Raw genomic sequence first — 14942 nt, forward strand, 5'->3', positions numbered from 1 at the left:
GGAAATCACCGCCGGCCGTCAATAGCTGAGTTTCGGATACCAGTCGGTGCCGCGGCCTTCCGGGGTCAGATCGAGCACCGACCAGAGCACACCCAGGTCGGGATAATCGCGCGGATCCTGACCTTCATCGGCCATCTCGGCTGTCATCTGGCTCATCCAGAACAGTCGTACCTGATCGCCATCGCGGCGATAGACGATCAGCGCCGGATTCTCGTAGCCGTCGTCGCGGATCAGGCCCAGGTCGCGGGCATAGTCGTCGCCCTCGCACTGGACGAAGTCCAGATTGCGCCAGCCACGTTCACTGGCGAAATTCATCTGCCGTTCGACCGTGGATCGACCGATGATCTTCAGCGCGGCACGCTGCTTGATGTCGCGCGCATTGCCATCCAGTGCGCCGAGCAGATTCGTGCACATCGGGCAGGGGCGCTCGCGTTCCGGCCCGTACATCCAGAAATAGGTGATCAGCGTATCGTGCCCGCCAAAGAGGTCGATCAGGCCCAGCGATCCATGTTCGATGCCGTTGGCGTCATGGAACCGATAGTCCTTCGCGACCACCGGCCCGGGTGGCAGCGCCTGGCGGCGAGCTGCGATCTGCGTGGCCTGCCGCCGGAGCGCGATCTCGTCGATCAGCAAAGCCTTGCGCGCCTTGACATAGTCATCGCTCGCGCCCGGAAACCGGATGGTGAGGCCCTCGGCGAGCTCGGCCGGGCTTGATAGGCCTGGTTCCGCATCGGACATCGTCAGTCTCCCAGCATTATCGGTCGCAGCCGTTGCCGCCGGACGCAGCGTCAGCGCACCCGTTTGACAAAGGTCCGCCCGTCCCGATCCTCGAGCCGGAATTCGGGCAGCGTCGCGATCAGATCCTGCAGCTTTGCAAAACCGAAGCTGCGAACATCGAAGCTCGAACGATTGCCCGCCAGCCGGCCGAGTTCGGACAGACTTGCGAAACCGTCCTTGTCACGCTTGGCGGCCTTCCAGGCGTCGCCGAGCAGCTTGACGATATCGTCATCGACCGGCGCTGTCGGCTTGATCGCCGGTGGGATGCCGGCGGGCGCGGCGCGGGTCGCTGCGGCCTTTGCCGTCGGCGGTATCGGAGCGCGGGGCGGGGCGGGGGGCTCGGCCTGCAAAGCAAGGCCGGTCACATCGATGAAGCGGGTGCAGGCCTGCCGGAAGCCTTCCGGCGTGCGATCCGATCCGAAGCCGTAGACCGGCAGCCCTTCCTGCCGGATCCGCATCGCCAGCGGCATGAAGTCGCTGTCGGAGGACATGATGCCGAAGCCGGTGACGCGGCCACGGAACATCAGATCCATCGCATCGATCGTCATCCGCATGTCGGTGGCGTTCTTTCCTTTGGTGATGTCGAACTGCTGATAGGGCTCGATGCCGTATTTCAGCGACATCGCGCTCCAGCTCTTAAGCGCAGGCTTGCTCCAGTTGCCATAGGCGCGCCGCACGTTGACGACGCCCAGTTCGGCCAGCACCGTCAGCGCCGGATCCAACGCTGCGGGTGAAGCATTGTCGGCGTCGATCAGCAGCGCGATGTTGCCGATCGGGGGGATGTCGTTGCTCATCCCAACCCGATACCAGCATGGCCGGTTCGCGACACCCGCAATCGCAGTGGCATCATGCCATCAGAAATAATCGCGCGGATCGGGAGTCGGCGCATCGCACGCCGCGCGTACGCCATCCTCGCAGTCGATCACCTGCAGCCGCCAATCGGCCATCGCCTGCGCATAGGCGGCCTGCTGGCGCGCATAGCGGCGATCGCCCCTACGGCGCTGCGCGTCGTTGGCGGCCAGCGCGTCGGCATAGGCCTCGCGATCCGCTTCATACTGCGCCTCCGCATCGAGCGGTGCGTTGGGCTGGTTGTTGACCGCGGCGTTCCGGTTCAACCGCGCCGTCACCGGCGCCTCGCGCGAATTGATGGCATCGGCGCGCGACGACGGCTTGTCGTAACCGCGGTCATAAGGCAGCTCCTCGCGCGGGTCGGTCGGGCCGTTATCGGGCACGCTGGGCTGGGCGATCAGCGGCGTCGCGACCAGGCCGAGCGCGGTCGCGGCGATCAGGGCGGAAATTTTCATGGTGGACACTCCATCGATTCGATGGGGTGGCAACGTTGCCCGATAGAGCTCGTTCCGCCGCTGCATCGTCCGCGCACACCGGCACTGGCAACCGCGGCTGTGGATCGCTATCTGGCAGCCATGATCGAGCCCGTTTCCCAGCCCCGCCCCGAGCGCGCCCGCAAGCCTGACTGGATCCGCGTCAAGGCGCCGGTCGGCACGGCCTTCGCCGAAACCAAGGCGTTGATGCGCCGGCTGAACCTCGCCACCGTCTGCGAAGAGGCGGCCTGCCCGAACATCGGCGAGTGCTGGACCAAGAAACATGCCACGGTGATGATCCTGGGCGACGTCTGCACGCGCGCCTGCGCCTTCTGCAACGTCAAGACGGGCATGCCGCGGATGGTGGATGCCAGCGAGCCCCAGCATGTGGCGGACGCCGCGGCCGAACTCGGCCTGGAGCATATCGTCGTGACCTCGGTCGATCGTGATGATCTGCCGGATGGCGGCGCATCGCAGTTCGTGAAGGTGATCGAAGCACTGCGCCGGACGACGCCGTCCACGACCATCGAGATCCTGACGCCGGATTTCCGGAACAAGCATGAGGCCGCGGTCGAGGCGATCGTCGCCGCGCGCCCCGATGTCTACAATCACAATCTGGAGACGGTGCCCCGGCTGTATCCGACGATCCGCCCAGGCGCCCGCTATTATGCGTCGCTGCGGCTGCTGGAGAGCGTCAAGCGGCTCGATCCGTCGATCTTCACCAAGTCCGGCATCATGGTCGGTCTGGGCGAGGAGCGACTGGAAGTGCATCAGGTGATGGACGACATGCGCTCGGCCGGTATCGATTTCATGACTATCGGCCAGTATCTGCAGCCGACGCCGAAGCACGCCAAGGTCATCGATTTCGTGCCGCCAGCGACGTTCGCGGCCTACGCGTCGATCGCGCGTGCCAAGGGTTTCCTGCTCGTCGCCTCATCGCCGCTGACCCGATCGAGCTATCATGCCGGCGACGATTTCGAAAAGTTGCGCGCTGCGCGCCAGGCGCAGCTCGCCCGCGTCTGATGCCGCGTCACGCCGAAACGCGCCGGCTGCCCTACACGCCCGAGCAGCTGTTCGATTTGGTGGCGGATGTGCCGTCCTACCAGAAGTTCCTGCCGTGGGTTGCCGCGGTGCGTGTGCGATCGGACAGCGAGACGGAGATGGTGGCCGACCTCGTGGTCGGCTTCAAGGCGTTGCGCGAACGCTTTACCAGCCGCGTGGTCAAGGATCGACCGAACAGCATCCGAGTCGACTATGTCGACGGGCCGCTCGATCACCTCGTCAACGAATGGGGCTTCCGTCCGGACGGGGAGGGCGGCACCTTCGTCGACTTCTGCGTGGATTTCGCGTTCCGGTCCCGCCTGTTCGAGGCGATCGCCGGTCAGATGTTCGATCGCGCGCTCCGCAAGATGATCGGCGCGTTCGAGGCGCGCGCAGCCGAACTCTACGGCAACGCGGCCGGCGGCGTCAGCAAGTCGAGCGCGATAAGCGCGGCCTGAAGCCGCACCCCGGCCCGGCCGAGATCGCCAAGCTCGTGCCGATCGGCCGTCACCGCATCGGGATCGCCGCCCCGGGTCGCACACGCGAAGACGACCGTACCGACCGGCTTCTTGGCCGATCCGCCACCTGGCCCGGCAACGCCGGTGATGGCCACGGCCACATCCGCGCCGCTCCGCTCGAGCGCGCCGCGCGCCATTGCCCAGGCGACCGCGATCGAAACCGCGCCGAAGGTTTCCAGGACGTCCTGGTTGACGCCGAGCATGCGCATCTTGGCCTGATCGGCATAGGTGACGTAGCCCGCCTCGAACACGTCCGAGCAGCCTGCGATCTCGGTCAGCGCCGCGGAAACGAGCCCACCGGTGCAGCTTTCGGCAACCGCAACGCGGCGCCCGGCTGCGCGGTTCGCCTCGATCGCGGCACGTGCGGCCTTGACCAGTTCCGGCGGCAGGCAGGTGTCGGCCGCGTCGCTCATGATGGCTTGCAAATTGCGAACTTGCCACCACGCTTGTCGGCCACCTCCATCAAGGCGACGACCAGGCCGACGATATTGCCGGCCGGCAGCGGCGCGATCAGTCCGATCAGGCGATCGGCGGTTGCGCAATCCTCGGTCGGCACCTCGGCCGCGATCAGATCGCGCACGATCGGATCGACGATCGCCGAAAGGGTCTCGTCGCTCAGCATCTCGGGCAGTCGCTCTCCGCCCACCTGATCGATCGCGGCGCGGGCCTTGCGCCAATCGGGGCGGATCTCGCTGCGGAAACGCGACGCGAGCGCACCGCCCGAGCTTCCCAGATAGGATTGCGCAGGCAGCACCGGCCGGCAACGCGTTGTCAGCCCTTCCACGATGGCCGGCGCGACGGCCCCGATCATCGCTTCGGCCTGATCGCGCGGCACGCACGGCGGGGCGGCCTGCGCGGCGCTGGCGGCCAGCATGGCGATCGTTGCGAACAGCGTCTTCATGTACACTCCGGCAATCTCACGGTCGCGACTGCCTGGGCGGCGATACCTTCGCTCCGCCCGGTGAAACCCAGCCGCTCGGTGGTGGTGGCCTTCACGCTAACCCGCGCCTGATCGAGCCGCAACAGCGCGGCGATATTCGCGCGGATCGCGTCACGGTGCGGACCCACCTTCGGCACTTCGCAGATGATCGTCACATCGACATGATCGATCGTCCCGCCAGCTGCCAGCACAAGATCGCGTGCATGGGCCAGGAATTGGTCGGACGCTGCGCCCCGCCACTGCGGATCCGACGGCGGGAAATGGCTACCGATGTCGCCCGCCGCGATCGTGCCGAGCAGCGCATCGGTCAAAGCATGCAGCGCGACATCGGCATCGCTATGCCCCGCCAGCGCCTTGTCATGTGCGATCCGCACGCCGCCCAGCATGACATGGTCACCCGCGGTGAAGCCGTGCACGTCGAAGCCCATCGCCGTGCGCGTCGTCGCAAGCCGCGCTGAAGCCGCCACGACGTCATCCGCGATCGTTATCTTCTCAAGCATCGGCGACCCCTCGACCATCGCCACCGATCCCCCCGCCTCGCGCAGCATCTGGGCATCGTCGGTAGCCTCACGCACCGGGTTCCACCCGGCATGGGCCGCGCGGATCGCGGCGAGATCGAAAGCTTGGGGCGTCTGCACCCGCACCAGCAGATCGCGGGGTACGGTATCCCCCAGGACGCCGTCGCGCCGCGCGAGCGTATCGGCGACCGGCAGCACCGGCACCGCCCCCGGCGTTTCCACCAGGGCGGACAGCAGCCGATCGATCACGGCTGCCGGCGTGAATGGCCGCGCGGCATCATGGATCAGTACGCGCCCGGTATCGGCGGGCAGCGCTGCGAGCCCGGCGGAGACGGACTGCCGTCGCAGCGCGCCGCCGATCACGGGCGAGGGCAGTGCACGGTCGCCGATCGCAGCGTGATACAGCGCTTCCTGCCCCCCGCCGATCACGACCTGGATCACGTCGATCGCGGGATGGGCAGCTAGTGCATCGATCGCATGGGCCAACACAGCCTTGCCGGCTATCCGCTGATATTGCTTGGGCAGATCGCCCCCGGCACGCGTACCGCTGCCTGCCGCCACGATCACCGCCGCTGTCCGTCCGCTTTGAATCATGCCACGCCCTAGCCCGGCGCAGCCTTGCCCGCCAACCGCTTTCCAGCTAGGGCGACTGCCCAATTCTTAGGCAGATCGATAACGTGACTCCGCGGCTCGCCCCCATTCAGATCGGTCCCGTACGGATTCAGACGCCCGTCATCCTGGCGCCGATGACTGGTGTGACCGATCGGCCGTTTCGCACGCTCGTGCGCCGCTACGGATCCGGGCTGAACGTGACCGAGATGATCGCCAGCCAGGCGATGATCCGCGAAACGCGCCAGTCGCTGCAGAAGGCGGCCTGGGATCCGGTCGAGGAACCGGTGTCGATGCAGCTGGCGGGGTGCGCGCCGAGCGAGATGGCCGAGGCGGCGAAGCTGAACCAGGATCGTGGTGCCGCGATCATCGACATCAACATGGGCTGCCCGGTGAAGAAGATCGTCAACGGCGATGCCGGGTCCGCGCTGATGCGCGATCTGAAGCTGGCGGCCGCGATCATCGATGCGACCGTCAAGGCGGTTTCCGTGCCCGTCACGCTGAAGATGCGGATGGGCTGGTGCCACGATAGCCTGAATGCGCCTGAACTCGCTCGTATCGCCGAGGATCTGGGCGCACAGATGATCACCGTTCACGGCCGGACCCGCAACCAGATGTACAAGGGCAGCGCCGACTGGGCGTTCGTACGTCGCGTGAAGGATGCGGTTTCGGTGCCGGTGATCGTCAATGGCGACATCTGCTCGATCGAGGATGCCGATGCGGCATTGGCTCAGTCTGGTGCCGATGGCGTGATGATCGGCCGGGGCGCCTATGGCCGGCCGTGGCTGCTGGGGCAGGTGATGCGCTGGCTCGAAACTGGCGAGCGGCGACCCGATCCATTGATCGAGGAACAATATCACGCGATCATAGCGCATTATCATGCGATGCTCGGCCATTACGGTAACGAGACCGGTGTCAACATGGCGCGCAAGCATATCGGCTGGTACACCAAGGGGCTGAACGGATCGGCGGATTTCCGCAACCGCGTCAATCAGGAGCCCGATCCGCGCCGCGTCTTGGCGATGCTCGACGATTTCTACGCGCCGTGGCTCTCCCAGGCGGCGGCCTGATCCGGTTCGGGCGGCGTGCCGCCGCGACCGACGCACCAGGCAGTGACGAGGTCGCGGCGGCGCTGCCCACGCCGATGCTGGTGCTGAACGCGCAGAACCAGGTCGCCGACGCCAATGCCGCGGCCGAACTGTTGCTCAATCAATCGCGCGCCGCGCTTGTCGGCCGGCAGATCGCCGAGCTGATCGGGCACGATATGGAGAGCCTCGCCGCTGACGCGCCGTTCGCGGCCTATGACGAGGCGATCGATCTGCCGGGGCGGCGGCGACTGCAGGCGGACGTCATGGCGGCGCCATTGCCGGACCGGCCGGGATGGCGGGTGGTGACGATCCACAGTCGGGCGCCATCGCACATCGCTCATCGCCGGGCGGACCGCGAGGGCGGCAAGCTGACCGCAGTCGGCGCAGCCGCGATGCTGGCGCATGAGATCAAGAACCCGCTGTCGGCAATTCGCGGGGCGGCGCAGCTGGTGGAAGGAAGCGATCCCGGTAGTCGTGACTTGACCGCGCTGATCCGTGACGAAGTGGATCGGATCGCGGCACTGATCGACCGGATGGAAGGCTTCACCGATACTCGCCCGCTCGAGATCACGCCGCAGAATATCCACGCGATCCTGGCCCATGCTCGCGAAGTGGCGCTGCAAGGATTTGCGCGCGGTTGCGAGATCAAGGAGCTCTATGATCCGTCGCTGCCCTCGGTGCTGGGTCATCGTGACGCCCTGATCCAGATCCTTATAAACCTGATGAAGAATGCGGCAGAGGCAATGGGTGGGACGGGCGTGATCCGTCTATCAACGGCTTATCGCCATGGCGTCTCGCGATTGACCGAAGGCGGCGACGGGCGACGCGCCTTGCCGATCGAGGTCTGCGTGATCGACGAAGGCCCTGGCGCACCGCCGGAGCTGGGCGATCATCTGTTCGACCCGTTCGTCACAACCAAGCGGACCGGATCGGGCCTCGGGTTGGCGCTTGTCGACAAGCTCGTGGCCGATCAGGGCGCGATGGTCGAATATGCGCGTGAAGGCGATCCGGCGCGCACCGTGTTCCGGCTGCTCCTGCCGCGGATGCCGGGATGAGCGCGGGGCGCATCCTCGTTGTCGACGACGACGCAGCGATCCGCACCGTCGTTCGCGAAGCGTTGCGGCGCGCGGGGCATCTGGTGGAAACGGCCGGCTCGGTCGCTGAACTCACCAAGGCAGTCGCTGGCTTCGACCCCCATGTCCTTGTTACCGATGTCATCCTCCCGGACGGCAACGGCCTCGATGAAGTCCCCGCCCTGATCGCGGCGCGACCGGCGATGCCGGTCATCGTGCTCTCTGCGCAAAATACGCTCGCGACCGCGGTGCGCGCGACTGAACAGGGCGCCTTCGAATATCTGCCCAAGCCATTCGATCTGCAGGAACTTCTCCGCGCGGTACAGGATGCGCTGCGCGCTCGGCGCGCGGTGCCGGGAGCGCTTGCCGATGCCACTGAGGATCTGCCGCTGATCGGTCGTTCGGCCGCGATGCAGGACGTCTACCGGATCATCGCACGGGTGGTCGCGAACGATCTGACCGTGCTGGTGCTGGGCGAGAGCGGAACCGGCAAGGAGCTGGTCGCCCGCGCGATTCACGATCTCGGTCCGCGGGGGGCGCGCCCGTTCGTGGCGATCAACATGGCGGCGATCCCGCGCGAGCTGATCGAAAGCGAATTGTTCGGCCACGAGCGTGGCGCCTTCACCGGCGCGGCGGCGCGAACCGCGGGTCGGTTCGAACAGGCGCAGGGCGGGACGCTGTTCCTCGACGAGATCGGCGACATGCCCTTTGAGGCGCAGACCCGGCTGCTCCGCGTTCTCCAATCGGGCGAATTCACGACTGTCGGCGGCAATCGCGCGATCCGCGCGGACGTACGGATCATTGCCGCTACCCATAAGGATCTGCCTCGCCTGATCGCCGACAACGGGTTTCGCGAGGACCTCTACTACCGGCTCAACGTCGTTCCGATCCGGCTGCCGGCACTGCGCCAGCGGCCCGAGGATATCGCCGAGCTCGCCCGCCATTTCCTCGACCGTGCGGCAGCCGAAGGACTGCCGCGCAAGACGCTGGACGGCCACGCGATCGAACGGCTGATGCGGCATGGCTGGCCGGGTAATGTCCGCGAACTTGAGAATCTGATGCGCCGTCTAGCCGCGCTCGCACGTGAGGAGGTGGTGACCGAGCAAGCGGTCGAGGCGCATCTGAGTGGGCAGGGGGTGGGCGAGCCGCCGACCGCGATGATCTCGGCCGGTGGCCTGGGGGATGCGGTCGAGGCTCATCTCGCACGCTATTTCGCCACCTTCGGCAGCGATCTTCCACCCGATGGCCTGTTTGACCGCGTGCTGGCCGAAGTCGAGCGCCCACTGCTGACGCTCGCGCTGGCGGCGGCGCGCGGCAACCAGCTGCGGGCAGCGCGGCTGCTCGGAATCAACCGTAACACGCTGCGCAAGAAGCTGTCCGACCGCGGGATCGAGCCTGCCGGCGTGCGGCGAAACGGCTGATCCGCACGCCGCACCGATCACGCGAATGACTGTGGTCAGTGCGCCACCCTGTGGTAAGCTCGCAACGATGACGCTCGATACTGCCCGACGCGCCGACCGCGGCCCGCGCTGGCTGCGGCGGCTCGTGCTGCTTCGGCAGCGCCGGCTGATGCCGCTGATCGAGTTCGGCACCGTCGTCTCCGCGATTGCGATCGGGGTCGCGACCTACTTCGTCGTGACGAGCGGCGCCTCTCCCGGCCGGCTGCTGACCCCGCCGCTGATCGCATTGTTGCTGGTCGCCAACCTGGTGCCGGTGATCGCACTGCTTGTCCTGCTTGCGCGCCGTGTCGCGCGCCGGCGGGCGCAACTGTCGGAGATTGGCGGCGGTGGACAGCTTCATGTCCGGCTGGTCGCGATCTTCTCGGTCATCGCATCGGTGCCGACCTTGCTGGTCGTGATCTTCGCATCGCTGCTGTTCCAATATGGCGTCGAGTTCTGGTTCTCCGATCGTGCCCGCACGGTGCTGGAGAATGCCGATCGCGTCGCCCAGGCTTATGTCGACGAGAATAAGGAGCGGATCACGGGCGAGATCGTGCCGATGGCCGGCGATATCCGCAATGCGCTGGCCGAAGTCACGCTCGACGATCCACGCTTCAGCGAGAGTTTCGCGTTTCAGGTTGCCGCGCGCGTGCTGAGCGAGGCCGCGATCCTGTCCGTCGGGGACGATGGCGGCGTCCGGCTGATCGGCGGCGCCAATCTCGATGCGCGCCCGCTCGACAAGCGGCTGCCCGCGGCTGCGGTGCCGATCCTGGCCAGCGGCAGCCCCCGCGTGGTGACGGAGGCGGGAGATCGGGTGGAAGCTGTGATCCTGCTCGATCCGGCAAGCCGCACCTATCTCTATGTATCGCGGCTCGTTGATCCGGCGGTGCTGAAGCAGGCGGCGCGCGCCTCATCGGCGCTGACCGACTATCGCGCGCTCCAGCAGCGGGCGCGCACAGTGCAGCTGCGGTTCAACGCGGCGCTGCTGTTGGTGTCGCTGCTGATCGTGGCCGCAGCGATCTGGATCGCGCTCGCGCTGGCGGATCGACTGGTACGCCCGGTGCGCGAGCTCGTCGCTGCAGCGCGCGCGGTGGCCGGCGGCGATCTTGCCGCGCGGGTGCCGGCGCCGCGCAGCCAGGACGAGGTCGGCACGCTGGGATTGGCGTTCAACCGCATGACCCGGCGGCTTGAGGAGCAGACCGGCGCGCTCGTTTCCGCCAACAGCCAGATCGACAGCCGTCGCGCGCTGATCGAGGCGGTGCTGTCAGGGGTCAGCGCCGGCGTGCTTTCGGTGGATCGCGAACGACGGGTGAGGATTGCCAACAGCTCGGCCGCCGCACTGCTGCGTGCAGGCGGAGGCGGGTTGGTCGGTCGGCCGCTCGGCGAGATCGCGCCGGAGTTGGAAGAATTTGCAGTTGCCGGTGATCGGGAAGGGATCGTCCAGCTGGCGACCGGGGGGGACCCGCGCACGCTGGCGGTTCGGCTCGTCCGTGCTGAAGATCAGCTGGTGCTGACGTTCGACGATATCACCCAGCAACTGCTGGATCAGCGCCGCGCCGCCTGGGCAGATGTCGCACGCCGGATCGCCCATGAAATCAAGAATCCACTGACACCGATCCAGCTGGCGGCCGAACGACTGCAGCGCCGTTATGCCAAGGAGGTGACATCCGACCCGGCCGTTTTCGAGCGGCTGACCCAGACGATCGTTCGCCAGGTCGGCGATCTGCGTCGGATGGTCGATGAGTTCTCATCATTCGCACGGATGCCCAAGCCCGTGTTCCGATCGGAATCGCCGATCGATATCGCGCGCCAGGCGATCACGCTGCACGAAGTGGCGCACCCTGCGATCCGGTTCGAGCTCGACTCCGGTGACGGGGTTGCCGCAATCGTGTGCGATCGCAGGCAGCTGGGCCAGGCTCTGCTCAACATAGTCAAGAACGCGGTCGAAGCGATCGAGGCGAAGCCCGATCCCGTCGGCCAGATCATTCTGTGCCTGCACGATGAGAGTGAACGACTGATCATCGAAGTGGCCGATGACGGCATCGGTTTGCCTCCCGACCGCGATCGCCTGACCGAGCCCTATGTCACCACGCGTGTGCGCGGCACCGGGCTCGGGCTGGCGATCGTAAAGAAGATCGTCGAGGAACATTTCGGCACGATGAGCTTCACCGACCGCGAAGGCGGCGGCAGCATCGTCCGTATCGTTCTCGACCGCACGATCCTGTCGCCGCTTGCCAGTGGCGACGAACCTGACTCCCTCCTGCTCGAAAGTGCATGACAATGGCGCTCGATGTTTTGATCGTGGACGATGAGCAGGACATTCGCGAGCTCGTCGCCGGTGTGCTTGAGGACGAGGGCTATTCGGCGCGCAGCGCTTCCGATGCCGACGGCGCGCTTGCCGCGCTATCGGAACGGCGCCCCTCGCTGGTCCTGCTCGATGTCTGGCTGCAGGGGTCGCGGCTCGACGGGCTCGACCTGCTGGACGAGATCAAGTCGCGCGATCCCTCGCTGCCGGTGATCGTGATCTCGGGCCATGGCAACATCGACACTGCGGTCTCCGCCGTACGGCGCGGCGCGGCGGACTTCATCGAGAAACCGTTTGAAGCCGAGCGGCTGCTGCTGCTGGTCGCGCGCGCAACCGAAACCGATCGGCTGCGGCGCGAGAATGCCTCTTTGAAAGCGCAGATCGGGCAGGAGGAAGAGCTGACTGGCTCCTCCGGTGGGATAAATGCGGTGCGGGCGACGCTGAAGCGGGTCGCGGGCACGGGCAGCCGCGTACTCGTCACCGGCCCGGCCGGGGTCGGCAAGGAAGTCGCGGCGCGGCTGCTTCATCTCTGGTCGAACCGAGAGCAGGCGCCGTTCGTGGTCGTATCGGCGGCGCGAATGACCCCGGAACGCGTCGAGGAGGAATTGTTCGGGGTGGAGGAGGGGGGCGTCGTCGCCCGGCCGGGCCTGCTCGAACAAGCCCATGGGGGCACGCTGTTTCTTGACGAGATCGCCGACATGCCGTTGACGGCGCAGGCCAAGATCCTGCGCGTGCTGACGGATCAGAGCTTCACCCGCGTCGGCGGTACGCGAGTGGTCAAGGTCGATGTCCGGGTCGTCTCCGCCACGGCGCGCAGCCTCCAGGACGAGATTGCCGCAGGCCGGTTCCGCGAGGATTTATATTATCGTCTCAACGTCGTACCGGTCAATCTTCCGGCGTTGACCGAACGTCGCGAGGATATTCCCGCGCTAGTCGAGCATTTCGTTGCGCGCTATGCCGCCGAGCGCCGCGTCGCCACCCCGCGCATCTCGGAGGAGGCGATCGCGGCACTGCAATCCTATGACTGGCCGGGCAATGTCCGCCAGTTGCGCAACGTCGTCGAGCGCACGATCATCCTGGCGCCAGGCGACCGGCTGCACACGATCGAAGCCGACATGCTGCCGCCGGAAGTTATGTCCGAACAGGCCCGGCTCGCACCGGGGGAAGCGGCCCGTTCGATCATGGGCACACCGCTGCGCGAAGCGCGCGAGACGTTCGAGCGCGAATATCTGCGTGTTCAGATTCGGCGCTTTTCCGGCAACATTTCGCGTACGGCGACCTTCATCGGCATGGAACGGTCGGCATTGCACCGCAAGCTCAAGACGCTCGGTCTGGCCGATCCGCGCGAGGACAGCGAATAGGCCGCGCGCGAACGGGCCTTCCGCTTTCCTGCATCAGCCTCTATCTCTTGCCCGTTCCCGCATCCGGCGGGACGGCGAGACGCCCGCGAAAGGCGCTCTTCCGCGGGCCACGACCCGCCAATGTGAAAGGTCCGAGCCAAATGGCGGACAAGGTCAACAACCTTCAGGACATCTTCCTGAACTCGCTGCGCCGTTCGAAAACCCCGGTCACGATGTTCCTCGTCAAGGGCGTCAAGCTGCAGGGCATCATCACCTGGTTCGACAATTTCTCGGTGCTGCTGCGCCGTGACGGCCAGAGCCAGCTGATCTACAAACATGCGATCTCCACTGTCATGCCCGCGCATCCAGTCGACCTGAGCGAGGTCGAGAAGGGGTTCGAGGAACGCAAGTCGGCGCTGCTCCAGGAGATTTTCCTGACCGCGGCACGCAAGGCGCGCGAACCGGTCACGATGTTCCTGGTCAACGGCGTGATGCTGCAGGGCGAGATCGCGGCGTTCGACCTGTTCTGCCTGCTGCTGCGCCGGGATGGGCTGAGCCAGCTGGTCTACAAACATGCCATCTCCACAGTGCAGCCGGCCAGTCCGCTGAACCTCGGCACCGGGGAAGAGGAAGAGGGTAGCGATTGAGCGTTTTCAACCGGGCCGAGGATGACGGCTTCGCGCGTGGCGCGCGGGCGATCGTGGCGTTGCCCGAGCAAGGTAGCGTGCGGCGGAGCACCGAAGCCCGCCTGGACGAAGCGGCGGGCCTGGCAGAGGCGATTGGAATCGATGTGGTCGATCGCATCGCCGTGCGCCTGCGCGACCCCAAGGCGGCGACCCTGTTCGGCGCCGGGCAGGTCGAAAGTATAGCGACTGCCGCCCGCATAGCGGAAGCCGAACTGGTCATCGTCGACGGCGCGCTTTCGCCGATCCAACAGCGCAACCTCGAAAAGGCGTTCGATACCAAGGTGATCGACCGCACTGGCCTGATCCTCGAGATTTTCGGCGAACGCGCTGCAACTGCCGAGGGCCGGCTGCAGGTCGAGCTCGCCCATCTCGATTACCAGCAGGGCCGCCTGGTACGCAGCTGGACCCATCTAGAGCGGCAGCGCGGCGGCTTCGGCTTCCTCGGCGGACCGGGCGAAACGCAGATCGAGGCGGATCGCCGCATGATCCGCGATCGCATGGCGAAGCTGCGCCGCGAGCTGGAGCAGGTCGCCAAGACACGCGGGCTTCACCGCGCACGCCGCCAGCGCGCACCATGGCCAGTGATTGCCTTGGTGGGTTACACAAACGCTGGAAAGTCTACGCTTTTCAATCGCATGACCGGCGCAACGGTGATGGCGGAAGATCTGCTGTTCGCCACGCTCGACCCGACCATGCGGCAGATCAGCCTGCCGGGGCTCGACAAGGCAATCCTGTCCGACACGGTCGGTTTCGTGTCGGACCTGCCAACCCAGTTGGTCGCCGCATTCCGTGCGACGCTGGAGGAAGTGACCGCCGCCGACATCATCCTGCATGTCCGCGACATCAGCCATCCCGACAGCGACGCACAGGCCACCGATGTCGAGATCGTCCTCGGTGAGATTGGCTTGGGGCCGCGGGCCGATCCGGATGCGATCGATGACGTCCCGGTGCCGATCCTCGAGGTCTGGAACAAGCTGGACCTGCTGGCACCGGAAGAAGCCGAGCGTGTGCAGGGGGAAGCGGCGCGGCGCGATGACGTCATTCTCGTGTCAGCGCTTTCGGGCGAAGGCATCGATGCGCTTCGCACGTTCGTTGGCCAGCGGCTGACGGCGGATGCGCGTCTCCATCGATTGACGGTTCCGATTGCGGACGGTGGTGCTCTCGCCTGGTTGCACGCACACGGCGAAGTGCTTGCCGAAGTTGCTGACGATCAGGCGATGACCGTCGATGTCCGCCTGTCGGACAAGGACTGGGCGCGGTTTCACGCCCGCGATTGAGACTGACGG

General features: G+C 66.3%; 15 protein-coding genes. 9 read left to right on the forward strand and 6 right to left on the reverse strand.

Annotation, left to right across the window (positions count from 1 at the left end):
* Nucleotides 1-18 precede the first annotated feature (18 nt).
* Genes ABC347_RS04415 through ABC347_RS04425 form a run of 3 tightly spaced genes read right to left on the reverse strand, consistent with a single transcriptional unit; the run spans nt 19 to nt 2081 of the window.
* On the reverse strand, nt 19-738 hold the full coding sequence (locus tag ABC347_RS04415) for a DUF899 family protein (RefSeq protein ID WP_413244526.1): 720 nt from the start codon (nt 736-738) through the stop codon (nt 19-21).
* Nucleotides 739-788: 50 nt separating this feature from the next.
* Nucleotides 789-1571 (reverse strand): NYN domain-containing protein, encoded by a 783-nt coding sequence (locus tag ABC347_RS04420; RefSeq protein WP_413244527.1) that lies wholly within the window; start codon nt 1569-1571, stop codon nt 789-791.
* A gap of 60 nt (nt 1572-1631) precedes the next feature.
* Nucleotides 1632-2081 carry a hypothetical protein gene (locus ABC347_RS04425; RefSeq protein ID WP_413244528.1) on the reverse strand — a complete coding sequence of 150 codons (450 nt, stop codon included), beginning with the start codon at nt 2079-2081 and terminating at the stop codon, nt 1632-1634.
* Between the two features lie 120 nt (nt 2082-2201).
* Between ABC347_RS04425 and lipA the strand changes: the two genes are divergently transcribed.
* Nucleotides 2202-3122, forward strand: coding sequence for a lipoyl synthase (gene lipA, locus ABC347_RS04430; RefSeq protein WP_413244529.1), 921 nt, complete (start codon nt 2202-2204; stop codon nt 3120-3122).
* On the forward strand, nt 3122-3598 hold the full coding sequence (locus tag ABC347_RS04435; RefSeq protein WP_413244530.1) for a type II toxin-antitoxin system RatA family toxin: 477 nt from the start codon (nt 3122-3124) through the stop codon (nt 3596-3598). The genes lipA and ABC347_RS04435 overlap by 1 nt, the downstream gene beginning before the upstream one ends.
* Here the strand turns inward: ABC347_RS04435 and ABC347_RS04440 are convergent.
* From ABC347_RS04440 to ABC347_RS04450, 3 genes are read right to left on the reverse strand one after another with little or no spacing between them, the layout of a single operon-like run.
* Nucleotides 3544-4071: a CinA family protein gene (locus tag ABC347_RS04440; RefSeq protein WP_413244531.1), complete on the reverse strand. Its 528-nt coding sequence runs from the start codon at nt 4069-4071 to the stop codon at nt 3544-3546. The two genes, ABC347_RS04435 and ABC347_RS04440, sit on opposite strands and share 55 nt — an antisense overlap.
* A complete protein-coding gene (locus ABC347_RS04445; protein WP_413244532.1) occupies nt 4068-4559 on the reverse strand; it encodes a hypothetical protein in 492 nt (163 codons plus the stop codon). Before ABC347_RS04445 ends, ABC347_RS04440 begins: the two co-directional genes overlap by 4 nt.
* Nucleotides 4556-5710 (reverse strand): bifunctional 2-C-methyl-D-erythritol 4-phosphate cytidylyltransferase/2-C-methyl-D-erythritol 2,4-cyclodiphosphate synthase, encoded by a 1155-nt coding sequence (locus tag ABC347_RS04450; protein ID WP_413244533.1) that lies wholly within the window; start codon nt 5708-5710, stop codon nt 4556-4558. The genes ABC347_RS04445 and ABC347_RS04450 overlap by 4 nt, the downstream gene beginning before the upstream one ends.
* An 83-nt stretch (nt 5711-5793) precedes the next feature.
* Between ABC347_RS04450 and dusB the strand changes: the two genes are divergently transcribed.
* The 7 genes from dusB to hflX all read left to right on the forward strand — a co-directional run bounded on the left by dusB (nt 5794) and on the right by hflX (nt 14933).
* Complete coding sequence (gene dusB, locus ABC347_RS04455; RefSeq protein WP_413244534.1) at nt 5794-6795, forward strand: tRNA dihydrouridine synthase DusB; 1002 nt, start codon at nt 5794-5796, stop codon at nt 6793-6795.
* Nucleotides 6771-7868, forward strand: a complete 1098-nt coding sequence (locus ABC347_RS04460; protein ID WP_413244535.1) for a two-component system sensor histidine kinase NtrB — start codon at nt 6771-6773, stop codon at nt 7866-7868. Before dusB ends, ABC347_RS04460 begins: the two co-directional genes overlap by 25 nt.
* Complete coding sequence (gene ntrC, locus ABC347_RS04465) at nt 7865-9307, forward strand: nitrogen regulation protein NR(I) (RefSeq protein WP_413244536.1); 1443 nt, start codon at nt 7865-7867, stop codon at nt 9305-9307. The genes ABC347_RS04460 and ntrC overlap by 4 nt, the downstream gene beginning before the upstream one ends.
* 67 nt (nt 9308-9374) lie before the next feature.
* Complete coding sequence (locus tag ABC347_RS04470; protein ID WP_413244537.1) at nt 9375-11603, forward strand: sensor histidine kinase; 2229 nt, start codon at nt 9375-9377, stop codon at nt 11601-11603.
* A gap of 2 nt (nt 11604-11605) precedes the next feature.
* Nucleotides 11606-12991, forward strand: coding sequence for a nitrogen assimilation response regulator NtrX (gene ntrX, locus ABC347_RS04475; protein ID WP_413244538.1), 1386 nt, complete (start codon nt 11606-11608; stop codon nt 12989-12991).
* A 140-nt stretch (nt 12992-13131) separates the two neighbouring features.
* Nucleotides 13132-13617, forward strand: a complete 486-nt coding sequence (hfq, locus tag ABC347_RS04480; protein ID WP_413244539.1) for an RNA chaperone Hfq — start codon at nt 13132-13134, stop codon at nt 13615-13617.
* Complete coding sequence (hflX, locus tag ABC347_RS04485) at nt 13614-14933, forward strand: GTPase HflX (protein ID WP_413244540.1); 1320 nt, start codon at nt 13614-13616, stop codon at nt 14931-14933. The genes hfq and hflX overlap by 4 nt, the downstream gene beginning before the upstream one ends.
* Nucleotides 14934-14942: the final 9 nt, after the last annotated feature.

Origin of the sequence: Sphingomonas canaveralia (assembly GCF_047238125.1) — a bacterium.
Taxonomy (GTDB): domain Bacteria; phylum Pseudomonadota; class Alphaproteobacteria; order Sphingomonadales; family Sphingomonadaceae; genus JBDFMH01.